This is a genomic window from Exiguobacterium sp. s39 (assembly GCF_018618925.1).
GTDB classification, from domain to species: Bacteria; Bacillota; Bacilli; order Exiguobacteriales; family Exiguobacteriaceae; genus Exiguobacterium_A; species Exiguobacterium_A abrahamii.
Genome location: NZ_JACSNA010000006.1, coordinates 1 through 26,197, shown reverse-complemented (window position 1 = coordinate 26,197; position 26,197 = coordinate 1). Strand labels below are relative to the sequence as shown.

At 40.1% G+C, this 26,197-nt stretch carries 32 protein-coding genes; 16 read left to right on the top strand and 16 right to left on the bottom strand.

Annotated elements, in window-relative coordinates:
- Positions 1-148: 148 nt before the first annotated feature.
- Together KNQ11_RS16105 and KNQ11_RS16100 are read right to left on the bottom strand one after the other, a co-directional pair.
- Positions 149-724, bottom strand: coding sequence for a recombinase family protein (locus KNQ11_RS16105; RefSeq protein ID WP_017474137.1), 576 nt, complete (start codon positions 722-724; stop codon positions 149-151).
- Positions 725-907: 183 nt separating this feature from the next.
- Positions 908-1,627 (bottom strand): peptidoglycan DD-metalloendopeptidase family protein, encoded by a 720-nt coding sequence (locus KNQ11_RS16100; RefSeq protein WP_029343438.1) that lies wholly within the window; start codon positions 1,625-1,627, stop codon positions 908-910.
- Positions 1,628-1,857: 230 nt separating this feature from the next.
- Here KNQ11_RS16100 and KNQ11_RS16095 point away from each other — a divergent pair, with 230 nt between their 5' ends.
- The 4 genes from KNQ11_RS16095 to KNQ11_RS16080 are packed head-to-tail and all read left to right on the top strand — an operon-like array spanning position 1,858 to position 5,437.
- Complete coding sequence (locus KNQ11_RS16095; RefSeq protein WP_034786404.1) at positions 1,858-2,556, top strand: cytochrome c biogenesis CcdA family protein; 699 nt, start codon at positions 1,858-1,860, stop codon at positions 2,554-2,556.
- Between the two features lie 37 nt (positions 2,557-2,593).
- Positions 2,594-3,400, top strand: a complete 807-nt coding sequence (locus tag KNQ11_RS16090) for a hypothetical protein (protein WP_050678844.1) — start codon at positions 2,594-2,596, stop codon at positions 3,398-3,400.
- A gap of 52 nt (positions 3,401-3,452) precedes the next feature.
- Positions 3,453-4,769, top strand: coding sequence for a sensor histidine kinase (locus KNQ11_RS16085; protein ID WP_050678843.1), 1,317 nt, complete (start codon positions 3,453-3,455; stop codon positions 4,767-4,769).
- Positions 4,766-5,437: a response regulator transcription factor gene (locus tag KNQ11_RS16080; protein WP_029343435.1), complete on the top strand. Its 672-nt coding sequence runs from the start codon at positions 4,766-4,768 to the stop codon at positions 5,435-5,437. Before KNQ11_RS16085 ends, KNQ11_RS16080 begins: the two co-directional genes overlap by 4 nt.
- Positions 5,438-5,497: 60 nt before the next feature.
- Here KNQ11_RS16080 and KNQ11_RS16075 read toward each other — a convergent pair whose 3' ends face one another.
- Entirely contained in the window at positions 5,498-6,070 is a 573-nt protein-coding gene (locus KNQ11_RS16075; protein WP_029343434.1) for a YdhK family protein, read from the bottom strand.
- A 343-nt stretch (positions 6,071-6,413) separates the two neighbouring features.
- On the opposite strand from KNQ11_RS16075, the gene KNQ11_RS16070 reads away from it, so the two are divergent.
- The 3 genes from KNQ11_RS16070 to KNQ11_RS16060 all read left to right on the top strand — a co-directional run bounded on the left by KNQ11_RS16070 (position 6,414) and on the right by KNQ11_RS16060 (position 9,193).
- On the top strand, positions 6,414-7,772 hold the full coding sequence (locus KNQ11_RS16070; RefSeq protein ID WP_214772604.1) for a multicopper oxidase family protein: 1,359 nt from the start codon (positions 6,414-6,416) through the stop codon (positions 7,770-7,772).
- 91 nt (positions 7,773-7,863) lie between these two features.
- A complete protein-coding gene (locus KNQ11_RS16065) occupies positions 7,864-8,190 on the top strand; it encodes a four-helix bundle copper-binding protein (protein ID WP_071908772.1) in 327 nt (108 codons plus the stop codon).
- Between the two features lie 322 nt (positions 8,191-8,512).
- Positions 8,513-9,193: a response regulator transcription factor gene (locus KNQ11_RS16060; protein WP_050678842.1), complete on the top strand. Its 681-nt coding sequence runs from the start codon at positions 8,513-8,515 to the stop codon at positions 9,191-9,193.
- A 37-nt stretch (positions 9,194-9,230) separates the two neighbouring features.
- Here KNQ11_RS16060 and KNQ11_RS16055 read toward each other — a convergent pair whose 3' ends face one another.
- A complete protein-coding gene (locus tag KNQ11_RS16055; protein ID WP_050678841.1) occupies positions 9,231-9,734 on the bottom strand; it encodes a PCYCGC motif-containing (lipo)protein in 504 nt (167 codons plus the stop codon).
- Positions 9,735-10,166: 432 nt separating this feature from the next.
- On the opposite strand from KNQ11_RS16055, the gene KNQ11_RS16050 reads away from it, so the two are divergent.
- Both KNQ11_RS16050 and KNQ11_RS16045 read left to right on the top strand, forming a co-directional pair.
- Positions 10,167-12,173 (top strand): heavy metal translocating P-type ATPase, encoded by a 2,007-nt coding sequence (locus tag KNQ11_RS16050; protein ID WP_050678840.1) that lies wholly within the window; start codon positions 10,167-10,169, stop codon positions 12,171-12,173.
- Between the two features lie 422 nt (positions 12,174-12,595).
- On the top strand, positions 12,596-13,048 hold the full coding sequence (locus KNQ11_RS16045) for a JAB domain-containing protein (RefSeq protein WP_483299366.1): 453 nt from the start codon (positions 12,596-12,598) through the stop codon (positions 13,046-13,048).
- A 619-nt stretch (positions 13,049-13,667) separates the two neighbouring features.
- Here the strand turns inward: KNQ11_RS16045 and KNQ11_RS16040 are convergent.
- The 3 genes from KNQ11_RS16040 to KNQ11_RS16030 are packed head-to-tail and all read right to left on the bottom strand — an operon-like array spanning position 13,668 to position 15,281.
- Entirely contained in the window at positions 13,668-14,105 is a 438-nt protein-coding gene (locus KNQ11_RS16040; protein WP_050678838.1) for a hypothetical protein, read from the bottom strand.
- Between the two features lie 48 nt (positions 14,106-14,153).
- A complete protein-coding gene (locus KNQ11_RS16035; RefSeq protein WP_050678837.1) occupies positions 14,154-14,774 on the bottom strand; it encodes a hypothetical protein in 621 nt (206 codons plus the stop codon).
- Between the two features lie 12 nt (positions 14,775-14,786).
- Complete coding sequence (locus KNQ11_RS16030; RefSeq protein ID WP_050678836.1) at positions 14,787-15,281, bottom strand: zinc metalloprotease; 495 nt, start codon at positions 15,279-15,281, stop codon at positions 14,787-14,789.
- Here KNQ11_RS16030 and KNQ11_RS16025 point away from each other — a divergent pair.
- From KNQ11_RS16025 to KNQ11_RS16000, 6 genes are all read left to right on the top strand, one after another.
- Complete coding sequence (locus tag KNQ11_RS16025) at positions 15,276-15,818, top strand: hypothetical protein (RefSeq protein WP_156323201.1); 543 nt, start codon at positions 15,276-15,278, stop codon at positions 15,816-15,818. The two genes, KNQ11_RS16030 and KNQ11_RS16025, sit on opposite strands and share 6 nt — an antisense overlap.
- A 542-nt stretch (positions 15,819-16,360) precedes the next feature.
- Positions 16,361-16,564 carry a hypothetical protein gene (locus tag KNQ11_RS16020; protein ID WP_214772596.1) on the top strand — a complete coding sequence of 68 codons (204 nt, stop codon included), beginning with the start codon at positions 16,361-16,363 and terminating at the stop codon, positions 16,562-16,564.
- A gap of 210 nt (positions 16,565-16,774) precedes the next feature.
- Complete coding sequence (locus KNQ11_RS16015; protein ID WP_050678833.1) at positions 16,775-16,969, top strand: hypothetical protein; 195 nt, start codon at positions 16,775-16,777, stop codon at positions 16,967-16,969.
- Positions 16,970-17,106: 137 nt separating this feature from the next.
- Complete coding sequence (locus tag KNQ11_RS16010; RefSeq protein ID WP_050678832.1) at positions 17,107-17,952, top strand: ComEC/Rec2 family competence protein; 846 nt, start codon at positions 17,107-17,109, stop codon at positions 17,950-17,952.
- Positions 17,949-18,173, top strand: a complete 225-nt coding sequence (locus KNQ11_RS16005) for a DUF3006 domain-containing protein (RefSeq protein WP_050678831.1) — start codon at positions 17,949-17,951, stop codon at positions 18,171-18,173. Before KNQ11_RS16010 ends, KNQ11_RS16005 begins: the two co-directional genes overlap by 4 nt.
- Positions 18,174-18,203: 30 nt before the next feature.
- The gene (locus KNQ11_RS16000; protein ID WP_158583710.1) at positions 18,204-18,743 is read left to right on the top strand and encodes a superinfection exclusion B family protein; all 540 of its coding nucleotides are present in this window, start codon (positions 18,204-18,206) and stop codon (positions 18,741-18,743) included.
- 61 nt (positions 18,744-18,804) lie between these two features.
- On the opposite strand, the gene KNQ11_RS15995 is transcribed toward KNQ11_RS16000, so the two are convergent.
- The 7 genes from KNQ11_RS15995 to KNQ11_RS15965 form a co-directional block, all read right to left on the bottom strand.
- On the bottom strand, positions 18,805-19,683 hold the full coding sequence (locus tag KNQ11_RS15995) for an S-4TM family putative pore-forming effector (RefSeq protein ID WP_050678829.1): 879 nt from the start codon (positions 19,681-19,683) through the stop codon (positions 18,805-18,807).
- On the bottom strand, positions 19,676-20,674 hold the full coding sequence (locus KNQ11_RS15990) for a nucleotidyltransferase family protein (RefSeq protein ID WP_050678828.1): 999 nt from the start codon (positions 20,672-20,674) through the stop codon (positions 19,676-19,678). Before KNQ11_RS15990 ends, KNQ11_RS15995 begins: the two co-directional genes overlap by 8 nt.
- A 133-nt stretch (positions 20,675-20,807) precedes the next feature.
- Positions 20,808-22,271, bottom strand: a complete 1,464-nt coding sequence (locus tag KNQ11_RS15985; protein WP_214772594.1) for an ArdC-like ssDNA-binding domain-containing protein — start codon at positions 22,269-22,271, stop codon at positions 20,808-20,810.
- A gap of 5 nt (positions 22,272-22,276) precedes the next feature.
- On the bottom strand, positions 22,277-22,555 hold the full coding sequence (locus tag KNQ11_RS15980) for a hypothetical protein (protein WP_050678826.1): 279 nt from the start codon (positions 22,553-22,555) through the stop codon (positions 22,277-22,279).
- Positions 22,552-23,007 (bottom strand): hypothetical protein, encoded by a 456-nt coding sequence (locus KNQ11_RS15975; protein WP_050678825.1) that lies wholly within the window; start codon positions 23,005-23,007, stop codon positions 22,552-22,554. Before KNQ11_RS15975 ends, KNQ11_RS15980 begins: the two co-directional genes overlap by 4 nt.
- 11 nt (positions 23,008-23,018) lie before the next feature.
- Positions 23,019-24,179, bottom strand: coding sequence for a MobP2 family relaxase (gene mobP2 / locus KNQ11_RS15970; protein WP_214772591.1), 1,161 nt, complete (start codon positions 24,177-24,179; stop codon positions 23,019-23,021).
- Complete coding sequence (locus KNQ11_RS15965; RefSeq protein WP_050678823.1) at positions 24,172-24,423, bottom strand: hypothetical protein; 252 nt, start codon at positions 24,421-24,423, stop codon at positions 24,172-24,174. The genes mobP2 and KNQ11_RS15965 overlap by 8 nt, the downstream gene beginning before the upstream one ends.
- Positions 24,424-24,560: 137 nt before the next feature.
- Between KNQ11_RS15965 and KNQ11_RS15960 the strand changes: the two genes are divergently transcribed.
- On the top strand, positions 24,561-24,707 hold the full coding sequence (locus KNQ11_RS15960) for a hypothetical protein (protein ID WP_156323200.1): 147 nt from the start codon (positions 24,561-24,563) through the stop codon (positions 24,705-24,707).
- 221 nt (positions 24,708-24,928) lie between these two features.
- Here the strand turns inward: KNQ11_RS15960 and KNQ11_RS15955 are convergent, their stop codons facing one another.
- Positions 24,929-25,768, bottom strand: coding sequence for a hypothetical protein (locus KNQ11_RS15955; RefSeq protein ID WP_050678822.1), 840 nt, complete (start codon positions 25,766-25,768; stop codon positions 24,929-24,931).
- The coding region (locus KNQ11_RS15950; RefSeq protein WP_214772589.1) for a hypothetical protein at positions 25,769-26,197 on the bottom strand (429 nt) is incomplete at its 5' end.

Genomic DNA, 26,197 nt, shown 5'->3' with positions numbered 1-26,197 from the left:
TTAATAATTCATTCAAGTGTTTATTTGAATGAGTAAAAAAATTCATAAAAAAAGAATTGGAGTACCCAATTCTAATAACAAAATAACCAAACTGCATAAGACTTTAAGTACATAACATTATCTGGCCAATTAATGGAATAGGACTGAACTATTTGTTCTCTTCCGATAGCTTTCTATATAATGAAGCCCTAGACACATTTGTAATTTCACAAATTTGATTTACAGTCATATTTCCTTCTTTATATAGCTTTACTGCATAATTCATTCCCGCATGATTTTTATGATATTTCTTTATCCGACCTTTAAACTTTCCTTCTTTCTTAGCCAGCTCAATCCCTTCACGTTGACGCATACGGATAAGATCTCTCTCTAACTGGTTAACACCAGCCATTACTGTAATTAAGAATTGGCTGTATGGATTATCCTCTGATAAATCTAGCCATGTATCCTTGAGTGATTTTAAGCTGGCTTTTTTCCTTCGTATGTAATCGATCAATTCAAATAAATCTTGTGTACTACGAGTAATTCGAGTTAAATCTGTAACATAAATGGTGTCACCATCTTGTAAGTCCTCTAACATTTTTTGAAGTTGCTCACGTTCCTTCGTTGCCCCAGAAACTTTTTCTTCGTATATAATATCCATTCCGAATTCGCTTAGCTGCTGAAATTGTCTTGAAGGGTTTTGACTAGTTGAACTGACACGTACATAACCAATTTTCCGCAAAATATCACCTCACTTTTGAGACAAGTCTTATGAGACGCTAGATCACAGCAATCCACTTCAAAATAAATGACTTGATGAAGTCGCTTCAGATCATAGAAAAACCCTCATTTCGACGTCGAAATGAGGGTTTTTCTATGATCTGAAAAGATGCTGTCTTAGGACATCCTCTCTTCTTTTTTTAGGTTACAAATAGTTCAATGGGTTGACACTATTCGCTGCAGAATAACTGCTGTATTTATAACTGTTTTTATGAATCTCAAAGTGTAAATGATTTCCGAACGAGTTTCCTGTATTCCCAACTGTTCCAATCTTCATACCTTTAGAGACTGTCTGACCACTTTTTACCGAAAGACTATTCATATGAGCATAAACGGTTACGTATTTTTGATTCTTTAGACTATGTGAAATCATAACGTGTTTACCATATGCACCGCTGTTTTTAGAGGTAGTGACTTTTCCACTCGCAGAAGCATAGACAGGTGTGCCTTTTGTTGCAGCTAGATCAACGCCATTATGGAATGTATAACCGTAAGCGCCATTAGATTTTCCGTATCCTTGGGTCAGCCTCCCTTTAGTAGGAGAAGCAAAAAGAGACTCATTATACGTCATTTTTTTTGCAACGTGGCTCTTATATTTTTTTAGGTAAGAACTATAGATATACCGTGTGTTCCCTTTGTAAAGTACTTTTGTCCAAGCTCCTTTTTTTCCTAAATAAGAAAAAGTCTGACCAGTGTTAGTCACGCCGACTATATTGTAATTGAGAGAAGGACCAGTCCGAACACGGAGATTGTCTGTCTTTACTTTTACTTTATATGCACTACTTGCTTCAACTTTTGGGCTATGCATTGAAAAAGTTGTTGTGAGTAAGACGCTAGAAGCGATAAGTATTACCTTGTTTTTCATTAGTTGTACTCCTTTAAAGATAAAGATACGGTGACAAACGATTTGTTAAAAGGAGTATAGCATCACTATATTACAAAAAAGTGTATCAAATTCATTTCAAAAATTGATACGAGATTTAATCAAAAAATGCATAGTTTTTTCACAAACAGATTTTATGTTTAAAATTAAACACATTTCTTTTTTATACATCTTAAAAAAAGATTTATTTTTTAGAGTTCGGGAGGAATTTGATGGAGTTATCTTTTTTGTTAGCTTTTGGAGCAGGGTTTTTATCTTTTATCTCGCCATGTTGCCTAGCTTTGTATCCTGTTTTTCTATCTTACATTACAGGAATTTCAGTTACAGAGTTAAAAGAAAATAAAAAGTGGAACTGGAATGGTGTTCCCCATACATTCGTTTTCTTACTTGGATTTTCGAGCGTATTTTTAGTGATGGGTTTTTCAACGTCATATTTGGCTGATTTTTTTATAGTGTATAAAGATGTTCTACGGATGAGCGGTGCACTTATTTTATTCATATTCGGTGTTATTTTAACTGGTCTGTGGACCCCAATATTTTTACTTAAAGAGCGAAGAATGAACTTAGGAAAAAGAAAGCGTGGTTATATCGGAACGTTTATTGTCGGAGTCGGATCGGCTGCTGGATGGACTCCTTGTACAGGACCAATCCTCGCTGGAGTTATTGCTTTGATCGCCACGAATCCTAGTAATGGATTTTTATATATGCTCTTTTATGTACTAGGTTTTTCTATTCCATTTTTCTTGATGTCGTTTTTGGTCGGGAAATCCAGATACTTAATGAATTATTCTTCAAAGGTTATGAAAATAGGTGGCTGGTTTATGATTTTATTAGGTATCATATTGTATTTCGATGGTCTGACGAAACTAACTACAATATTGATTGATTTTACAGGGTTTAGAGGGTTCTGACGCTCTATTTTCTATTTCGAAAGGAGATGCATCGTAAATGTCTCGTGAAAATGTCCTGATAATGGGAGTAGAGGAAAACTGGAAAGTGATGGAGAACATAAAACAACTTAAACCTGTAAGTATAGATATTCATATTTCTTCAAAAGAAGGATGGGTTCGAAAGCTATTTCCTGATTTTAAATATTTTGATTCATTTTCAAAAAAAGAATCAGAAGAAGGGTATATTAGTAATCTGATTGAATATTGTACTTCTCAAGAAATAGGCTGGATTATCCCTTTAAGCGAACAAGAAGCATCTACGTTATCAAAACATAAGTTGAAAATGAGAAAAAATAACGTAGCGTTTATAACATCCTTTGACTGGGATAAAACAGTACTTCATGATTCATTTTCGGTTCAAGGTAATACTTTCACTTATTCTTTTGACCAGATAAAGAATGCGCCTGAAGGTGTAAAGGTGGGGAAAATTGATGCATATGTCGATTATCGATCTAGTGAAGTGATTTGCTGTTTTATGAGAGAAGAGTATGAACGGTACCAAGATACTGTTCTTTCATACGAGGTGTTTGCCAACTCGATTTTAGAGGAGTGCGTAGCAATAATTGCTCAAAGGCTTAATATAAAGGGTTCTTTTTCTTTCGATTATCAACGTGATTCGGAGGGAATGTATACGATTACAAAAATAGAATGTTTCATGACGCATTCTACTCGTGAGGCTATTTTTAGTGATTATGATTTCGCTAATTATTTGTGGAGCAATATTCAAGGAATTGTCCTTTTAAAAGAATCAAATGATAAAAGCTCTTTTGTGTATCGCCTAAATGAAGAATACTTTCTTTTCTAAATCTCAACAGTTTGTTTTTATATGTAATCATCTTAAATGAGAAAGGTACTTTATGAATAAACTTTCATTTAAAATAACGTTATTTTATTTTTTCGGGATTCTCATGATTTTCATTCTCTCATCTGCTATTGTATACAACATTCTTGAGCATCAACAAGTAGAAAGTGAACTGGAGAGCCTTCAAGAGAGAGGCAATAGTCATCGAGATGTTCTTTCCACTAACTTCGACAAGCAAACAGTTGAACACGTTGTTTTAATGGAGGAAAAGGCGATGACTGATGTGATTATCTTAGACAAAAATAATCAAGTCGTCGATTCATCTAACGACGCTGAACAATTTTTGAACCCGGATTGGATTCAAAAAAAGGATGGAATCGTAGAAGGTAATTGGAGAGAGGGCAAATTTTTAGTGACGGTGAGTAATATTGAAGATGGCGGTCAAATAATCATGTTAGAGCCGACGAAGTATATACAGCATTTGATGGGGGAATTGAAACAACAAGTAGTGTTCTCTCTATTCTTGTTAGTACTTTTTCTATTAGTAAGTGTTTATTTTTTGAGTTATATCATTATAAAGCCACTTTTATCAATGAAAGAGGCAACGGTAAAGTTAAGTAAAGGCGAGGTGCTGAAAATCAGAGAAGCTGAGAGAAGCGACGAAGTAGGAGATTTAGCACGAGCGATCACTAAGTTATCTGTTGATTTACGTCACATTCAAAATACAAGAAAGCAATTTCTGACTTCAATCACACATGAATTGCGTACGCCGATTACCTACATCAAAGGATATGCAGGACTCCTCAAAAAAGACGAATCGAGATTTGGAGATATTATCTATGAGGAATCCGAAAGACTTCAAGAACTGATTGAGGATTTGTTTGAACTTGCTAGATTGGAAGAGCCACATTTTCAAATAGATCCTCAGATCACAGAGATGAATGATTTCTTAAAAAAAATCAGTGAAAGAATAATTTTTAAATTTGAGGAGAAACAAGTGAAATTAATTCTTCAAATTAATAAAACTCCCATCTACAAAGAGATAGACCAAGCTAGATTTGATCAGGTTCTCTTAAATTTACTGGATAACGCGCTAAAATATACACATGCGAACAAACGCGTATTTTTAAAACTTGATGAAAACTTTATTGAAGTTACGGATGAAGGTGGTGGTGTGGATGAGCAATCACTCCCGTATCTTTTTGATCGTTTTTATCGAGTAGATTCTTCACGAAATCGTGAAACAGGAGGTACTGGGCTCGGTTTGGCTATCACGAAAGAAATAGTTGAAGCGCACAAAGGGACCATCGTAGCTATTAATGTAGAAAACGGGCTGAAAGTTGTCATTGACTTGAGGGGGATTCCAGGATGAGAACCATTGCTTTGGTAGATGATGAGAATCGAATGTTAGAACTGATTGAACTCTATCTGCAAGACAGTTATACCTGTATTAAGCTGAACAGCGGAAGAGAGATATTGAACTTGATTGATGTAGATGAGCCTGACTTAATCATATTGGATGTGATGATGCCTTTAATGGATGGTTTTGAGACCTGTCAAAGGATAAGGGAAGTTTCGAATGTACCAATCATTTTATTGACAGCACTCGACGGAAAAGAAGAAATCGTAAAAGGATTACAACTGGGAGCAGATGATTACATTGTGAAACCGTTCGACGAGGCGGAATTGAAGGCAAGAATTCAATCGATTTTCAGACGAACTACAGTTTCTTCAGGATCAAAAATCGAATCGTCGGGTCTAATCTTAAATGAAGACGCCCATGAGCTGTATTATGATAATCATTTAGTCAAAGTCACGCCAAAGGAATTTTCATTACTTGCTAAGTTATTAAAAAATCCAGAACGTGTCTATTCAAGAGAGGAACTGCTCTCAAGTTTATGGTTAGCAAATGAGTGGACAGATGAACGAACGGTCGACTCTCATGTAAGAAACTTAAGAGAAAAACTTAGGAAACTCGAGTTTCCTATTGAAGAACACTTTCGCACAGTATGGGGAATTGGTTACAAGTGGGTTCCTTAAATAAGGAGAAATAAGACAAGAGAGGAACGGTTAAAAAACCGTTCCTCTCTTGTTTATCGTTTATTCTGCAGATAGTTCGTCTTCAGTCACCCATTTATGATTTTTCACTTCTTCACCTGTAGTCGATTCGAAATCAATCATATACACTGTTGTTTGCTTAGCTGAGTCGATAGTGGCCGTAGCATCCTTCATTCCTTTCATATGATCCGCGTCTACTTTTACTTCATCGCCTACTTCATAAGGAGATGACTTGGCATCTACAATCTCTTCTTGAATAATCCATTTATGATTCGTGACGCGTTTCCCGCCATTTGTAGGGTCATAAGAAATGCTATAAGCAGTAGTATCATAAGCTCCTACAATTTTAGCCTCGGCCCCTTTCATGCCTTCCATATGTGCTTCTTTGATCATCGCCATGTCGCCTACTTTAAATTTAGGGTTTTTAGCCTCTTGGAGCCCTTTCGGAACCTCTTTCGATCCAGACATGTCCATCGTCGAATGATCCATACCGTCCATATTTTTATCCATGCTTCCTGTTGATTTAGAATCATCACCATTGCTTCCGCACGCAGCGAGTGCTAAAGAAAGCGAAGCAGCCATAGTTGTCATAAAAATCTTTTTCTTTAATTTCATAAAAATTACCTCCAATTGTTTTTTTATGCTTTCCATAGACTCTATCACATAAATTTGCAGAAACATTGCAGAGAGCAGAAAAGTAACACATTGAAAAAAACTATAAAATTCATGGGTGGAAAGACATATTTTTTTCACAATCATTCTTTAAGTTAAAGATAATAATTAATTGAAGGGAATGATCCATGTGAAGAAAAGATGGTTAATCGCAACTATCGGTATCTTTACTCTCATGATTATAGTGGGCGGTTCGTATTTACTTTTTATCCGAGGTACTATGCCAAATAACAAACAGCACATGAAATCTATGATGAATGGAGGGAACACTACTACAAATCAGACTATGATGGAAGGTATGGGACATGGCGCGAGTGTCGATTTAAAATCAACTGAAGAAAAAGAGCGACGATTGAACATCCCTAAGATGCTAAAATCCGATCGTGAAACCAAGAATTCCATTCAATACACGATTGTCGCTAAACAAGGGGAGACACAGTTCTTCCGAGATAGTAAAAAAACTGAAACTCTAGGATATAACGGAAATTATTTAGGTCCTGTAGTGGAATTGAAAAAAGGAAAAATGGTAACAATCCGTACGGTGAATCGCTTATCAGAAGCGACTACATTCCATTGGCACGGTCTTGTTGTACCATCATCCGTAGATGGCGGACCACATCAAGTCGTGAAAGCTGGTGAAACGAAGGTAGTAAAGTTTAAAGTGAAGCAAGATGAATCGACATTGTGGTTTCATCCACATCCAATGGGGAAAACTGCTGAACAAGTATACAAGGGGTTAGCAGGATTGTTGTACGTAAAAGATGAAAAAACTAAAGAGACGATGCTACCTCAAAAATATGGTGAAAATGATATTCCATTAATTCTTCAAGATCGAAAAGTTAAAAACAGGAATGTCCTTGGATATGCTGATGTAGAAAAAACAGATGGGGCTTTAGGCGATACCCTCCTCGTAAACGGTACGATTAATCCATATTTCAACGTAAAATATTCGCAACTTAGAGTCAGATTGATAAATGGCTCCAATGCACGTAACTACGTAGTGAAGCTATCTGACGGTTCATCCTTTAAAAAAATTGCTGATGATGGTGGTTACATCTCAAAACCGAAAAACGTAAAGAAAATTGAATTAAGTCCAGGCGAACGTATAGAGGTATTGGTAGACTTTTCAAAAAGAAAAATTGGTGAGACTGTTTCATTTGAGACGAATGGAGTAAGGGTCGTTAACTTCAAGCTGAAGGATAAACAAGGGACGAACCTAAGTGCATTGGTGCCGAAAAGTGGATATGAAAAGCCGCTAAAGACCTTGTCTACAGTGAATCAAAAGTTAACTCTTTTCGGGATGGGCAAAAATGTTGAAATCAATGGGAAAAAGTTTGATGAGAAGAGAATCGATATTAAAGCGAAACAAGGAGAAACCGAAATTTGGGAGGTCTATAATAAAAAAGACATGATGGGTGGAATGACTCATCCCTTCCACATTCATGGAGTCCAATTCAAAGTATTAGAGCGAAACGGACAGAAACTGGATAATCAAGAAGCAGGTCTAAAAGACACTATCGCTATAAAACCAGATGAACGAGTTAAGATTCAGATGACTTTCAAGGAAAAAGGGGTATTCATGTACCATTGCCATATCCTTGAACATGAAGAGAACGGAATGATGGGTCAGTTGAAAGTGGACTAAAAAATAGGTGAATGTTTTCATCTTTTTTTCACAAACTAAGGAAATAGGCTTTGTGTAAGTCAAAAAAGACGGAAAATGGAGGTATTTTAGAATGAATACTGGACAACAAGAAATCTTAGGTGCCCTACACAACTGTATAGTGACTTGTAATGAATGCTTTGATGCGTGTTTGAGTGAACATCATGTTTCTTCGATGGCAGAGTGTATACGTCTAGACAGAGATTGTTCTGAAATTTGTAGTCTTTTAGTACAAGCTATTTCTCGAAACAGCAGCAATATTGATGTTCTTGCAAGAAGCTGTGTTGAAATTTGTGAAAGATGTGCCGACGAATGTTCGAAACATGATCATGATCATTGTAAAAAGTGCGCTGAGGCCTGTAATGAATGTGCAAAAGTCTGTCGTAAATTAATTGCTTAAAGCGAAGTGTTAAAAATGAAGGAGCATCTATGTCGCCATGCCGAAAAAGGTATGAGCTAAAAAGCTGATGCTCTTTCATTATTTATAAGCACTAAGATACTTAGTTATGAAAAAGTTCATAACCCTTATAGACCAGTAGTATGGTGAGAGAAAATAAGGATACATAGAGGATAACGATCAAACTCTTCATAAACACTTTCATGAAAATCAACTCCATTCTATAGGTTGAATTGATTATATAGAAAGTTCGTGAAATTTATGAGGAAATAGACTAACAATCATTTATTATTAAAAAATTTTAATGTAAGAGGTGGTGACTAGGATGGATAAAATATTAATTGTTGATGATGAAATAAGAATGAGGCAATTATTAAGACTCTATCTAGAACCAATAGGATATGAATGTAGTATGGCGAATGATGGGATCGAAGCTTTAGAGAAAGTGAAAAAAGAAACCTTCGATTTGATTTTATTGGATGTAATGATGCCAATGTACGATGGATTCGAAGTATGTAAGAAAATAACGGATTCTCACCCGGAAGTCCCTATCATCATGATAACGGCTCTAAATGATGCTGAATCCATCGTCAAAGGACTAGATGCTGGAGCTACAGATTATGTCACAAAGCCGTTTAACGGGGACGTACTTTTAGCAAGAGTTCGGTCTGTCATGAGAAGGAAAGCAAAAGAACCCGTTATCTACCACGGACTTACGTTCGATGAGAGCAACAATTTAATTTTACTAGATGGCAAGTCGATTGACTTTACACCAAAAGCACATGCATTACTGCGACTATTCCTTCAACATCCTGGAAGGCTGTTCAACAGACTAGAGCTTTATGAATTCGTTTGGTCTTATACGTCAGAATCGGATCCGAGGACAGTTGATTCTCATATTAAGATGATTAGAGAAAAGTTAAGAGAGTTAGATTACCCGATCGATAGGCATCTGAAAACAATTTGGGGGAGAGGATATCGTTGGAGTGAGAATGAAACGAAATGACACTCTTACTATAGGAGCAAAAGTGTCATCATAAAAATCATAAGGGAGTCGGTGTCGGCTTCGAGTATCCATCTTTATATGAAGAATCGATTGCAGAACGAATATCTTTAACCGATTCTCCGTCCCGTTGCTTCAAAATAGACTTTACAGCAATCTCGAGACAGGTGCTGCATGTCGTTCCGTGACTTGTCCATTTCACCGATCCATTCGTCGCGTTTTCTTCTATAAAGCAATCATAATTATTTTTATGATTGACTGTTTCACCGCAACCGCAATAGCAAGGTATTTTCTCTAGTAGTTTACGATTTTTCCCTACAGCTTGATAAACATTTCGTACATCTTCAGGTTGAGTTTTTAAAAACGTGGGAAGTATCAACGATGATGATGTTTCTTCAATCTTGTCACCGCCCATATGTTTCGCATGATCTACCTCCTTTGAATGATTGGGAGTAGAAGACTTCATCGGGGATTGAGCACAGCCGACCGCAATCAGGGATAGGCTAATAAGACTTACGCTTTTTAAGAGTATGTTAAGTTTCACGATTGGATTCTCCTTAGAGATAATTTTGTAGGTGCATAAAACAAAGCTTTTTAATTGCGTTTTTTGTATTAGCTCATTTGTCTGTTCACGATAGTACCTATTCGTTCATTTGACCATAGTCTTCATCAGTTCAGTTAATTCATGAATTGTCATCAATCATTTGATGTCTACCTCGAACTTGTCCTTTAATTCTTTTTAAAGTTTCAGTACTTGTGATTTTGGCGCTAAATAGTCCTATTCAAACAAATGGTCTCATTTTTTAAAATATATCCTATACTTGTATGATAATTTTTATTTTTTAGTGTGTCAAAATACATTTTATATTTATATATATAAGTTTAACTGGAAGTAAAAACGAGATGTAGCTCTATATAGTCATGATCTCTCTATATACACCATACAGGTATATAGTACGTAAAAGGAGGTTTTCTTATGAATCACCATATCCATCACGAACATACTCATCATGAAGACCAACAAATGAGTGCTTCACATCATGAACATGAAGGAATGATCGGAGACTTCAAGAAAAGATTTCTCGTATCGTTAATGTTGACCATTCCAATCCTGCTACTTTCCAAAATGATTCAAGAATGGTCGGGTATCAACATTAGCTTTCCATATGACGACGTTGTTTTGCTTTTGCTATCCACAATTGTCTACTTCTACGGTGGATGGCCCTTCCTAAAAGGTAGTATTAATGAAATACGCCAAAAAAATCCTGGAATGATGATGTTGATTGCATTAGCGATTAGTGTAGCCTATTTCTATAGTGTCGCTATCATATTCGGTTTCGGACAAGGACATGATTTCTTTTGGGAGTTAGCGACCTTGATCGACATCATGTTATTAGGGCATTGGATTGAAATGAAATCAATCATGGGTGCCTCAAATGCGTTGCAGGAATTAGTAAAGTTACTTCCGAGTGTGGCGCATCGAGTGAAGGATGGGAAGGTTGAAGAGGTGCCGGTCAATGAATTAGAGGCAGGAGATCTCATTCGGATCAAGCCGGGAGAACAGGTACCGGTAGACGGAAAAATCGTCGAAGGAACAACAACGATTGACGAATCAATGCTTACCGGTGAATCACTTCCGGTAGATAAACAGGAGAATGACACCGTGATTGCTGGCTCTATCAATCAAGAAGGTGGTCTGACAGTCGAGACGACAGGTACTGGTGAAGGCACCTACCTTTCAAAAGTCATCGGCTTAGTAAGTGAAGCGCAATCTTCCAAATCACGGACTCAAAACTTAGCTGATCGAGCAGCAAAAATTCTTTTTTATCTCGCGGTGGGAGCAGGTGTTCTGACTTTCGTGATTTGGATTGTACTTGGATATTCGGTTAGTACAGCAATCGAGCGCATGGTAACGGTTATGGTTATCTCTTGTCCACACGCTCTTGGTTTAGCAGCCCCTCTTGTCGTATCCGTTTCTACAGCACTTTCCGCTAAAAGAGGTCTTTTGATTCGAAATCGAACACAATTCGAAGAGGCACGAAAACTAGATGCGGTTATCTTTGATAAGACTGGTACTTTAACGCAAGGTAATTTTGGAGTAACGGATGTGATGGCAAGTACAGGTATAAGTGAGGAAGAAGTATTACGACTCGCAGGAGCCATCGAACAGTCGTCGCAACATCCACTTGCTCGCGGGATCTTGACTGAAGTTCAAAGACGAAAGCTTGATTTACCATCGGTCGCAGGATTTGGATCGATGACAGGCATAGGATTGGAAGGAACAGTCGAAGGAAAGCAAGTCCGCGTCGTTAGTCCGCGATACGTACGGGACAAACAACTCGAAATCGACGAAGTGACATTCGAAGATTTGTCTGAAGAAGGGAAAACGGTCGTCTTTGTCTTAAAGGACACAGAATTAATCGGTATGATCGCCCTTGCCGACCTCGTTCGCGAGGAAGCTAAGAAGACTGTACAGGAATTAAAGGAGAAAGGGATTCAATCCATCATGCTGACTGGGGATAATCAAAAAGTCGCTTCGTGGGTCGCTTCCCAACTTGAGATCGATCAAGTGTACGCAGAAGTATTACCGGATGATAAGTCACGTCAAGTGAGACAGGTGCAAGCAGAAGGAAAAAAAGTAGGGATGGTAGGGGATGGAATTAACGATGCACCAGCTCTCGCACAAGCGGATGTAGGGATTGCGATTGGTAGTGGAACAGATGTAGCTGTAGAAACGGCTGATATTGTCCTTGTCAAAAGTAATCCAAAGGACGTCTTATCTGTCATCGAACTATCGCAAAAAACATATAATAAAATGATTCAGAATCTATGGTGGGCAGCTGGTTACAATATCATTACGATTCCTTTAGCTGCAGGTATTTTAGCACCATACGGCATTATTCTTTCACCAGCGATTGGAGCAGTTTTGATGAGTTTGAGTACGGTCATCGTAGCTATCAATGCGAAAACATTAAGAATTTAATAGAAGTTTGGTATATTTTTTCTTTTTTGTGTATGAACACACCCTATCTCACTTCATGAGTTAGGGTGTGTTCTTTTTTTCAATCAGATAGGATCCCATAGATAAAAGCATGGAACAGAGCGGCCCCGCTCTGTCTGATGGAAAGAGACCGCAAGCCGTCCTGTTTCCGTACTCTAGCTCGCTCCTCGTCGGCGCAAGGGTCATCAAAAAAAGCCGCTGCCGTTCCTTGTCTTCCTCCGCGTTTTGGCTCAAAGCAAAGCTTTTCGCTCGCGGGCTTCGGAAGCCTTCGTCCCGGTGCGCTGTCCGCTTTTTTTGATCTTTCCCTGCGGTCACCCTTGCGCCGTCTCGCGACGCTCGCTACGTTCCCGTCAACAGGACGGCACCGTGTCGGACTGCATCCCACTCGCGAAAGGAGCTTTTCCATGAAACTGACTACACTCGTTGAAATCACCCGTATCTGCCAAGAGGTCCGTGAACCGGACGTCGCGCTCGAGACGACACACATCACGTCCCCAGAGGACGCGTTCTGTGTCGCGAGACGCTTCATCCAGGACGATGACCGTGAGGTGTTCCTCGTCATCCTACTCAATACGAAGAACCGCGTCATTGCCGTCCATCGGGCACACGTCGGTAGCATCAACTCGAGCGTCGTCCACCCTAGAGAAATTTTCAAGTCCGCCATCCTCAACAATGCGACGTCGCTCATCGTCAGCCATCAGCATCCGAGCGGTGACCCGCATCCATCGAGGGAAGATATCGAGGTGACCGAACGGCTCGTCGAGGTCGGACGCATCGTCGGTATTCAGCTTCTTGACCACATCATCGTCGGTGCCGGAGACGAATACGTCAGCTTGAAAGCACAAGGTGTGCTGTAAAGAGACGATAGAGCGTAGACGGACGGGATACCTCCGTCCTGTCCGCGCGCGCAAGAGCATGGACGAAAAACGACGTCGTTTTTCTTTTGAGAGAGCGCAAGCGAGTAAGGAATGGATTCGTCCCGAATCCAAGGGCAATGAGAGACCCGCAGTGGACGGATGATCCACTGCGGGTGAGAACGTACATCTGGTCTGTTCTATGTAGAAGGGTGTTATGGAGGATGCAGTAGTGAGACAGTAGTGGAGTGTACGAAGGTTCGAGGAGAGATAGCTGATTGAAGTGAATCGATCCTCTTGTAGATAGGTAGTGATGCTCTTTCTACTTGATGTACAGCACAAGAAAATTTTTCGGGCTCATGCGTGAGGCTGTAGGCTGCACGCAGCAACATCCTCATCGCACCGCTGCCCTCCTGCCGGACCGATAACGAGAGCTGCGACTCGCCTGCGCGAGGCATCTCTACGTTCCTGTTCCTTGCGACGGAAGGCACGGAGCGTTCAAAGAATAAAAATAATTAATTTAAACAACTATAGATCTTATCACAAATACTTGGTTATTAATAAAAAAACCAACAGTCAAATGACTGTTGGTAGAAGAGGAAGTATGGGGAAAGGGAGGGGGTTAGTCTACTTTAACCAAAAAAGCGAATTGTCCGTCACCGTTGGACCACTTTGCTTTGATTTCATAGGCATACGTTCCTTTTTCTTTCGGGGCAGTAACGGCATCGCCAGTTAAAGTAACTTTTTCAGAATCTTGCTTATCTTTCCAACGAACGATCTCCATAGATTCTGGTTCGTCTTTAAAAGAAATATCGATTTTTTTATTTGAGGATACTACAGTTGGTTTGCTTTTTTTCGTCATATCGAGTCCGTCGACATACTTTTTATCAACACATTGGTTGCGCAATAGACCATCCCAACAAAATGATCCTTGGACCGTTGGAATATCTTTTCCTTGTGCTTCTACTTTGGGGTTTGGTGGTTCCCCGCGAAAAGGATCAAACACAAAAAATAGAACAACCAATACTACTAAAACACCAATCCATTTAAATTTACCCATAAAGCACCCTCCCTTGATAAGGATAATTTAAATAAAGTTTAAGTGTTCTTATTGAGCGGCTTCTTCCTCAACAAATCCTTCTTCTAATTCGAGTTCATCGTGTCTCTCCATGATAGGTGAGATCGTTTGATTCTCAAATGCAGTTTCATACGTATCAGCTACTGTTTGAATATCCGCGCCATCTTCAATAAGAACTTCTCCATAAGCAGGAACTGGGTTGTGCCAGTCCGTTTTCTCATCATGGATTGTTGCAAATAAATATGTTTTGCCAGGTACGAGCATTTCTTGATCTTCGTACGTTAATAATACTTTTTCGCCATTATCATCAAAAATTCCTGCATTTTGATTTACGACCTGATCTTCGCTTAATTCACCTTTAACATTTTTGACTATTTTTACTTGAAACTGTGTGCTTGGTAATGTTTCATCATGACTAATTTCCTTCTCTACTTTAGCAATGAAAACGTTCTCAGAATTTCCGACGACAGAAGTAGTTTTTGTAACGTCCATAGCAAAGTCACCTGTCATAGTAACTTTCTTTAAATCTGCTTTTTGAATAGAAGAGACTTGTTTTCCTGAAACACTTTCGTTTTGATCAACGAGGTAAAATGTTCCTAATCCTAGAATTCCAGCTAAACCAACGACAGCGGTAATTTTCTTTGCTTTCATTTTTTTTCCTCCTCAGTAATGACTGTAGTAGTCACTTTTAATGTGCGAATCTAAAGTTGTCATACTAAATAGCCCTTGTTTCATAATTCCTGAATCGTGGTGGTTAAAGCCTAAGGCATGTCCCATTTCATGTAAGGCAGTTTTTTTCTGTTCCCCTGATGTCATATCAGTGAAGTTATACGTATTGTATTCAATAACGTCAGCACCTGACATTGGCGTATATCGACCTAATAATGAGGTAGCTACATAAATATCTCTGAACGATAAATCTTCTACTACGTCTGCATTGTCACCGGCGATATTGATTGAACCCATGTTGTCCCAAACTGTAATGGAATGGTTTCTTGCTGTAGTGTAGGCAGTTTTTCCGCGAGCAGTACCCCAGCGAATTTCTTTCCCGTCCACTGCACCATCACCTGTCCAGTGTGTACCTGCACTAACAGGAATTGAAGACCCTAAAGTAATGAAAGCACTAGCTAAAAGCAATGTAGTGATTTTTTTATGCATGATATTTTCTCCTTTAATTTCATTTTATTACCTTTTTATGATATAGTATATTTATGTAAATTACAATTATTTATAGTTGTAATTTGGAAAAAGGGGGAATTTTTAATGGGTTTGAAGAAGTTTGCGTTATTAGCTTGTATGATCCCAGCTGTTTCTTTAGTCAGTGCGCCATCAGCATCAGCTAAAACTGTAGTTACATATGCAGCGGGGTCGTGGGATAAAGTTGGCTATACTGAATCGATTTATTTGCACAATCAGCAAATTGAAAGTACACAGACGATTTCTTCAGGTGGTGGTAACGTTCAAATTAGACCTTCTGGAATTAGTGGTACTAACACTTATGTTGTATGGCTTTACGAATTGGATGGCGATAAGATCAATAAGCAGTTGATTGGTAAAAAATATGGCTATGGAAATGATCCATTGACTTGGGATGTATCTAATTTTGTTGATGGAACAAATAAAAAAGCAGAAATCTTTGCGCATATCGGATATGCGAAAGTCGAACAAAGTGGTTATTTCACTTTTTATGATTGAACCGAATATCGCTAAGCTAAAGTAAAACGTCCCCTCAAAAGGACGTTTTTTTATTTAAAAAATGGATTTGTCTCAAATTCAATAGCAGTTAGAAACCTGAAGTAGTCGGATTCATTGCGGAAAAAAGTATTTATATCGTCTCTTCTAGAGAGAGTTTCTTTCGCAATGTATGGATGAATGAAGAAATGATTAAATAGATGGAGTTCTATGGGTAGAGGATTGATCTAGGTCGATTGATTATGAAATAATCTCGTTTTATAGTAACGCAGATGATTAAAGAACATTCGGCTTCATCGCACCACTGGAACCGATAACGAGAGTTGCGCCTCGCTTGTGAGAGGCACCTCTATGTTCCTGTTCTTCGTGACTAAAGGCACAGACCGTTCTATAGAATTTTAAAAACAAAAATGAAGGGTTAGGATTTAGTGGAAGGAATGGCATACTAAAGGAAAGATTCTTATCCACGTGTTAGATCGTCATTAGCGCTTCGATAGTAAATGAAGTATCTCATGCGAGGATGTCTAAAGAAGGAGAAATTACATATGAACTATGATGGATCGACCAATGTATTAGGTGCAGCACTTACAAATGTCCCTCTACTCTACCTTGTACCGATTGCATTCGGACTTTTCTTATTGATCGATTTCTTTTTTACAAAAGAAAAGAAGAGCTTTTTGAGCCGAACAGGTAAAATGATTTTGGTTCCGTTCATTCTGATCGTAGGTGTACTTATTTATATCTATTGATTCGATATGCGTAATAAGAATGATCATTTTTATGACAGAAACGATCTTAAAAGGTCGTTTCTTTTTTTATGCGTGAAAAATCAATCGTGCATTGTTTCGTAACGACTCAGTTATCTTACATATCACTTCGCTTATCTTATCTAAGGTAGTTCGTACAGACGCTTAAATCATTCTATGCTGTGCTTAACAAATCGGTTAGGGGTGGAGTACATGAATATAGTAGAGATGTTTGAGGTCATGGAGCAAGCGAAGGGGAAACAGATACCAGATAAGGTAACATTGATCGATGCCCAGCTTCGATTCGTGCGAGAAGTAGAAGGATCGATTGAGCATGTGACATGGTTCATCGATGTCGATCGATTGACAGACTTCATGCAGACACACTTTAACAAGCAGACCCGTTAAGGTCTGTTTTTTTGTATGGACTTACATATAAACTAACCTATCAATAAAAATAGTTGGGTGGGAAATATAACCAACTTTCTCCTGGTATTCACTGTATACTGAAGATAACTTACAAATCAGGAATGGAGCGATGAAAGATGAAACGAAAATGGATGGGTGCCAGCTTAGCGCTCGCAAGTATTGGATTACTCGTCGGACCACTGCAAGGTGCAGAGGCAGCGACATCAAAAATCAAGGTTCACTATATCGATGTTGGTCAGGGCGATGCGATCTACATCAAGATGCCGAGTGGTGAGGACATCGTCATCGATGGCGGCAACAAGGGGAAGGGCGATGAACTCGTTGCCTATCTGAAGAAGCAGAAGGTCGGTGACATCGAAATGTTGATCTCAACGCATCCGGATGCCGATCATATCGGGGGGCTTGATGAAGTCCTCGACTCATTTAAGGTCAAGAGCGTCTATGCACCGAAGGTCAAGCACACGACGCAAGCCTACAAGGATTTCTTGTTGGCGGTTAAGCGCGAGAAGCTGACGATCAAGACGGCAAAGGCTGGCGTCTCGCTTCCGGTCAAAGGGGTGAAGGCGCAGTTCGTCGGACCGGTCAAAGACTATGCGAAGAGTGATCTGAACAACTGGAGCGCGGTCTTACACGTCGCCTACAAGAAGAACACGTTTCTGTTCACGGGAGACGCGGAATTGAAGTCGGAGCAAGACATGATCGCGAAGAAGAAGACGCTGCGTGCGGACGTCCTCAAGGTCGGGCATCATGGGGCGAAGACATCAACAAGCGCGACGTTCCTCAAGTACGTTAAACCGAAGTACGCCGTCATTAGTGTCGGGAAGAACGCGTATGGACATCCGACGAAGGAAGTCGTGACGAACCTGAAGCGTGCGAAGGCGACGATGCTGCGGACAGATAAGAGCGGTACAATCGTCTTCGAAGGAAACGGATCGTCCTACACGATCAAGAAGTCGAAATGAAAAAGCGAAAAGGGATCATCGACCGGATTGAGGGGAAGTGGGTCGTCGTTGAGTTCGATGATGGAATGCGTGATATCCTGATTTCCCGCTTCCCAATGACGGTGGAGTCGGGCGATGTCATCTGGATGGATGAATATGGTCATATCGAGAAGGATGAACGCGAACGGCAGCGACTTTCAGATGAAATCGATGAGTTGATGGAAGAGTTATGGGAAGACTAACTTAAATTAATTAAAAGGTGGAGAGATTTTTTGAAATTAGATTTAAAGATTTTTGATTTTTTAACATTGCCAATCAAAACTTTAGCTTCTTTATCTTTAGCTAGCGGGATTTTACTTTTTTCATCGAATTACATTTTAAAAAAGCTGCATATGATTGATTTTATGAATAAATATGGTTTTTATATTGGTATTATTTTTTTAGTTACTTTTGCTCTATGTTTGGTGACCTGGATTAATTCATTACTTGAAAGCCTGATCACCTTAAGGAAAAAACGCAAATTTTTTGCTGAAGCTAAAGGAAGATTACTTGAATTAACGATTCTTCAAAAAACAATTATTTATGAACTATATTCTCAAGATAATCATACTTTAGAATTACCAATACATGATGGAGCTATACTAACTCTAAGCAACCAAAAAATTATTGGGAGAATATCTGATACGGTTGCGGTAAGCGATATTAATGATATAAGAATGCCGTACCTTTTACAGCCGTGGGTAGTTAACGAAATTAATAAAAATGCAGATTTATTATCTAATCTTGCAGCTGCTCATTCACAAACAGTTTAAAATAAATAAATCAAAGGTGTTGCATGCTATTTAAGTATGCAACACCTTTGATTTATGTGCTCTAATTATCAGTTTCGTTTGTTTTTTGATTAATACGTTTTGCTATATCATCGTAAATATCTCGTTTTAACCAATAAATTTTGCTAGGAACAGTATTAGTTTCGATTCTCTTCATAAATATTGCATTTTGATATTCTCTTATTTGATTTGAATTATGAGTCTCAAAATCATTAATTGAACTATTAATTGATGATAAAACTTTTTCTTGAACAGAAATTTGATTCTTATGAGCATTCAGAGTTTCGATTAGATGAAGTAATAAAGGCAAAGATGGAATAATGATTGATAATATTATAGTCTGAAAAGAGAGATTGAACTGAAAAAGAGTAACAAAAGCAATGAATAAACTAAAAAGAAATATTGGAAGAAGTATTCTATTTTTATAGTATTTTCTTAATTCAATTTCCCATTGTAGGCTTGTCCTCTGACATATTAAACAAGTTAAGTTTTCATTAGAAATTTTATTTAACCCGGGATACCAATTAAGAAGTTTTGACTCGTCTCCCTTAAATTTATTACTTAAAAGCATTCTTTTTTTATCATTAATCTTTTCCCCAACCAACATTTTATTCCAAGGGATTTTAAATAATTTAGTATCAAATTCTTCTTGGAGAACTGCTGCTGTTTTGATACATTCTTTTTCAAAATTTATAAAATAAAGTCTGCTGAAAGCTAGCCAAATAGCTGAAATCAAAGCGAAAAATGCTTTTAAATCAGAATTGAAATTTATAATGAATATACTGAAGATCGGAATAGAAGCTGTAATTACTATTCGAGTAAATCTAAAACATTTTCCGTTATCATAAGATTGTCGCATTGCCTTTAGTAAATCAATAGAATCAGAAGAATTTTGACGTTCACTTAAAGTTTTTTTATTCATAATCTGGGAAATCACTTCCGAATATTTTTTGCCATTCTTGATGAGAAAGTTTATGTTTGTTTTCAAGAAAATATTGAATTGCTAATGAAGACCTTTCATACGCTTTATAAGCAGCAGCGGAAAATCTTTTTTGTGTTTCAAAGCTATGATGATTAAGATCTCCTTGGATTCCTTTAGGATCCAGACAAGGACTGTATATAGAAGAACTTAATACATTAAATAAGTCTCTTAATGCTATTTGATCAGTAGAACCAACCTCGTTGTATTCATAATGATTTAAAATCATGTTTTCCAGTAGATATGATCCGACATTGGGTACATGCTGTTGTGAGTGCCATTTCTTGATTAATCGAATTATTCTCAAAACTTTCCCGTCTCTTTTTTGATTGATTTCCGTAGCCCTTGCAGAATCTATACGAGGATTTGTTTTTTTCCATTTTCCGTTACCATCCGGTATTAAATAAAAACTATTTCCATAGATATCTTTAGAAGTTATGAACGCAGGAACAATATCAAAATTCCATTCATAACTAGAAAACTTAAATGTGGCAGCTTCTTGATTTCTTTTAATAGTTGCTAATGAGTGATTTGGAACGCTCTGCAAAGATTTGATTAGTTTGTTTAATAGCTTTATTGAATTTAAGGTTCCATCATCATTAGTTAGGTTATAAAGTGAGATTGAAGTAGTAGGAACCTTTATTTCACAAACTCCGTTACTTTTTTCTAGATAAGTACTGCTATTTGCCTGAAAAACAATTAAAAAATCAATATCGTCTAAAGGTCTAATTTTTGTTCTTCTTGCAAAAGAGCCCATACGAACATAGTTTTCATCTTTATAAATAGCAGGGAAGCTATCATCAGAGTCTTCAAATTTTTCAATTTTGTCTACTAGTGCTTTTGTACTTGTTCTTGCAATAGATAATCTAGATGCATCTAAATCTACTTTGTCCTTAGAAAACTGTGAAAGAGATGTACTAATAACTTTTGGCAAGTAAATTCCTCCATTCGAGTTAATATTCTATAGATTATAACAGTAAAACAAGAACTTTCGTTCTTGTTTTACTGTGTTTTAGTCAATGATATTATCATTTTTTAATAATATTATTCTCAATTAAAGATTATTTTTAGCGACTTCGGAAATCTTGCTCCGGTACATTGAAGTGACGCGTTACGATCTGTCGGACTATTTCTAAGTCACGATCTTCCGTCGAAACCATCTCGTCGTACCATGCCTTTTCGAGTACTTGTTCGGTCTTCTTACTAACGACTTCTGTGTTTAGGATATGATGGTACGGTCCTATCGCATCATCGAGGACACGGAAGTGTTGGCTGATCGGTCCTTCGCCCGGGATGACGAGCGTATAGGCGACGGTCTCATGTTCGTCGAAGTCACGGTCGTTGGCTTTTGCGAACGGTTCGAAGAAGTCTGTCGCTCCATGGACCAGCATCATTGGTTCGTCAAAAGATGACAGGTCTTGCTGCGTGTCTTGCTTGGCGATGCTCGTCAGGTAAGCACCGACGTCCTCCGGTGAATGTTGCATGATTCGTTCTAAACGTTCAGCTAACGGTAATCCGTGTTCAGTGACCTGTGCAGTCTGTTCGATATACTCAATCATTTTAATCGGTGATGCTTCGCGTTCCAAGATTTGCTCTTTCTCGAGCGCAGTATGGATATCACGGATGAAATGACCGGATGTCTGATGGACTTCGTGCAACAAGTCTTCCTTATCGCGCAAGTCTCTGCCTTGCGTCCAGTTAGCGAGATACGACAATGAAAATTCGTCTGTCGAAAAACCAAAGTGTGCCGCGACCGTGTAAGCGACCATCTCCGCCTGGAATTCCTTCTCATGTGGTTTTAACTCGATTCCGCGTTCTTCATTCCGTTCTATGTTGTGCAGATTGGCATGCGCGAGTTCATGAATCAAGATAGTGACGTTCTCGATGTCCGAGTTGCGGGGATTCAAGGCGATCGCGTTCAGTTCTGGATAAAAGCAGCCTTTTGCCGTACCAAGCTCGTTCAGTGGCTGGTCGAGTATTTTCACGTCTTGTGTCTCGGCAATCCCGTTCAACGCGCGGCGAAACGTTTCCACCTCACGAAGCGATCCATTTCGATGATAGGAAGCGAAGAGCTCAGAGACTTCGAGTCCCTTCTCCCGAGCATCGGTCTGTGTGTACTCGAAGACATGACCAATCTTATAGTACATCGCTTTCCGTGTCGGAAGAGAACCTTCCTTGGCGCGTTTTTGCTCCGTCTTCGTCGCATCCTTCCACGCCACCCAATCCGTTTCTCGTTTGATGAACGTAACAGGGGAGGGGACGAAAATCTTGATTCCTTTCTCTCCTTTTTGGACTTGGACACCTTGCTTCTCCCAGTAGGCATAGGAACCGACGGCACGTGCGCCTTGGAACTGTTCTTCGATCAACAGCATGTTCCGCGTCGAGTAGCGATGGAACCGGCTCATGAAGTCGAGGTGTTCCTTGATGCTCTCCTGACTGACGAAGTGGGAGGCGAGCTGCGTCTCCATTTTATCGGTTAACGCTTGGACTTCCTTCTGGTAATCCTCACGTGTTTTCTTCTTGTATGCCATACCACTCACGCTCCTTCCGACGAAACGTACGAATCAGCAGCACCTTCAAAATCGTTCAACTCTTCTAATACCATCAAGTCGTTAACCAGTCGATCCAGTAGTAGATGACGGCGATCACGTGATACCGGGAGTAATACCAAGGGTTCTTCCTGTAAGAGTTGCAGTAGCTCGTGTTCCTCATGTGAAAGGGGAATGTCATAGCGCGTTTGATGAATCATGACGGCGACATGAGTCTGATGCAGTTCGAGAAGTGTGGCGAGTGTGAAGGCTTCGAGTCGTCTCATTTGTGGATCATCCTTTCTTCGTCTGAATGCTTATATTGCTTTCGTTGGTCGATTCGCTTTCTTACAGCCGTCTCTGCCGTCTCAAGAAACGAGGGACGGTATTCGGTCGTCGGGATGATGTCCTCGATGCTCTCCGTCTGCATCAGGGCTTGTAGCAATTCGATCAATACCTGTGTTTGAAGGTCTGTTTGTTGGACGCTCTTTTGTAACGGAGAAAGACTTTTCGTGATCTGTTCTTCCCAGAACGACGTCAACGCTTGTTCAATTTGTTTCGAGACGGAACGACTGACATAGTTCAAGTCCCATTGCTTTTTGATCATCTCCTGATAGTCGCGGATGATGTGATCGATTGCCGGACCAATCCCAGACAACCGTTCTCTCTCCCGGTATTCCTCTAAAAATTCAGCGGTCACGGCACTCATCTTGATTCGGACTTGTTTTGTTTCCTCCACTGCCCGTCACCTTACCTTTCGTGTTGGACTTCCTGTTCAAGTTGTTCAAACGCACGCTGATTCTTGATGTGGTCCCATTCATCATTCATGTGTCGTCCGATTCGATAGAGCGTCTCTTGCATGATCCGTTCACGTCGAAACGCTGCTTGGATGTTTTGTCTAGGTGAGGATGTCTTCATCTTCGCAAGCTCCTGAGGTGACTTAGACGATTCACGCATCTCTGACAGGATGGCGTTTCCCATCCGCGTGTAGAGATCCTGTTCTTTCGTCTTCCGGTAAGTCGATGCTTGAGATGCCGATCCGTAACTTCGCTCGTAGAATGCGACCTCCGTATCGAGTCGTTGCTTGAACGCGGCGTGTTCTTTCTCGAAGTGCGTCGCAAGATATGTGTCAGTCAATTGATTGAGTGAAGGACGCAGTTCTTGAATGCCGTTCATGTTGTAGTACCACTGCCGTTTATCATCCGGTAGTCGTTTCTGAATCGCTTTATACTGGCGTACGAGTTCCGGATGTAGCATGCGATTTGAAACGGATAGTGTTGCATGATTTCGTTTGTGCGCGAGGACTTCATCACGGATGAAGGCATTCAACTTCTCCTGTTCCCGTGTCCGGTCGGCAAGCGTATGGACGATTTGTGCCTTCATTTTCTCGATCGTTTTCGGTTTGCGTTTGCCGCGTTCGCGTGGATGCATCGTCTCGACCGTCGCGACATGGACATGGATGTTGTCCGTGTTGTAATGGATGGCAGCGGTCCATTCCGCGTGCAACATCTGTTCCTTTTCGATCATCAAAGCGGTCGCGTTCCGTGTCGCCTGCATCAATCGTTGTTCATCGATGTAACGATTTTCTTTGACGCCGACTTCCTGTAACCAGGCTTCATCGAACGAGATGACGTCTTGCCAGAGGATGCTGCCGTTCTCTTGTGCCCGTCGGAAGATATTGCGTAACTGCTCTCGTTCCTTCGCATTCAATCGGTTTTGCGTTGCCGTGAACAGGCCGCTTGATTTCAGTTCATCTTCCATATAGTCGTGATAGTTTTCAAATTGATGCGACCGCGCTTTCGTCTCCGGACGATCGATGTAGCTGAGGTAGGTCGTATAACGACGCGCACGTTGTGTTGCTTGTGGCAACTTGAACTTCGACTTGATGATGACGCCAGGAATGTTACTCATCCTGCATCACCTCACGGAAGAGTGTAGTCAAGAGTTCGAGTTCGGTTGCACTCCGCTTGAGATGTAGTGTATTCGCTTCGAGCTGTCGTTCGAGGCGTGCGATCTGTGTCGACTGGATACCGTCCGCGCACCAGGTCGTCAACAATCCTTTCAATAATTCTTGTCGGGAACACATCTGTTTCTCTGCCAATTCGTCGAGTTGTTTGACGAGGATAGGATCTATATCACGAATCAAGAGATCCATCTGCTTTCCTCCTTCCATTACGAAAGTGAGTCTCAATGTTCTAAAAAAGATAAATGACTTTCGAACAATTGCTTCGTTCCTCCTGTCATTAGAAGTGAGAAAGGTGATCCTACTTAGAAAAAGAACGGAGGAAACATATGCAATCCATCATCGAACACGGTTACGCACTTGGAGAAGCCGTGAGCGTCTCCTTGATTGTCGAACTTTGGAAAAATATCTGGTCGAAGATACAGCATCATGAGATGAAAAGAGTCGAAAAAAGTGACGTAACAGAATCGATCTAAGCGTTGATGAAGGTCGATAGAATGACTAAATGTACGTCGATTTTTTTAGAGGAGAAAAACCAAAAATAGTTCAAAACCGTAAAAAAGAGCATAAGGGGAAACTGCTATCACGGAGCGTGCTAGCCTAGGCGGAGCCTAGTGTTTCCCTGATATCATCAAAATCGCCAAAAGATCACACCGCGTGCCACTAAAAACGACATTTTGGCACGGTGTTTGCCACCTTACCATTTCAGTTCACGTGCTTTAACAAGTAGCTGATTCTGTCTTTTTTCTTCTTGCGTGAGTTGTTTTTTCAATTCCGTTTGTCGTAACAGTGCGTCTTCTTTGTCCCGCTTCAGATTGAAGATTTCATCCTCACGTTCGACTTGTTCATCGAGTGTCAGGTCGGGTAAGGTGGCTTGTTTCGTCTCGATATCCTGTTCAATCTGTTGGATGAGAGAAGCTTGTTCCGCCTGTTCGCGCTTCATTCTCTTGATCCGTTTTTGACTTTGCAGGTGCTCGTCAGCGAGAAAAAGTTGTGCATAGTCATCTGCTTGTTGAATAGAAAGTGACATCTTTAGGACGCGTCGCTGATCCATATAGAGTGATTCGACGAGAGAATCTTCTCGCTTCGTAGCACGCAACTTATCGAGTGACTGTTCAGGCTTCATGACATACAAGCGTAGTGCTAGTTGGTCAAAGTCACGCGGTACATCTTCGATTTCGAAGACGTAGTGCTCGTCCTGCTGATAGACGACACGAACGCGTTGCTCATCCGTTGGTCGTTCCTTATAGGCGATTCGTGCCACAAGCTTTGACGCGTAATCTTGAGGTTGATCGAACTGGAGACGGACGCGCATTTGTTTCCGCTGCACATCATGGGACCAATCGAGAAGCGTGACGGTCTGTCCATTCGTCAACCGTTGTTCTTCGCCGATGGGTGTCGCATTGATCGGTTGTTCCTCAGCAAAGAAGAGGGAAGAGAAACCGAAAAACAGAAAACCAATCAAGAAGAACAGACCTGTTCCGAGGTACAGTCGTGACCAGTCACGGGTCAGCGTCTTTCGTTTTCCTGGATGCATTTAGACACCTCCTGACGTTTGAAGGCTCTTCATCTGATCGACGACGTACCGTTTATTTTGATGCGTAAAGGTCAGTTCAACTAATTCTTCAGACGTCTCTTCATAACCATTGGCATCGATCGTCAACGTCCGTTGGAAGCGGACGAGACAATGCTCCGGATCGTCCCGATTTGGAAAGACTTCGATGTCCGAGACGGAGGCGGTGAACTTGTTATCGCTTCTGCTACTCGCAAACAGCGTCCGTTTAATGGACTCCGACATATACTGATCGGCTTGTCGTTTGCGTGTTGGATAGGTCCCATCCTCCCATGTGAAGGCGAACGTGATAAAGCGTTCCGCGCTCTTCGAAATGATTGAATTTTGTTCTTGCTCTTGTTCATTAGTTGAGATGGACGGATCTGACACCGTCGTTTTTGGTAACACACTTTT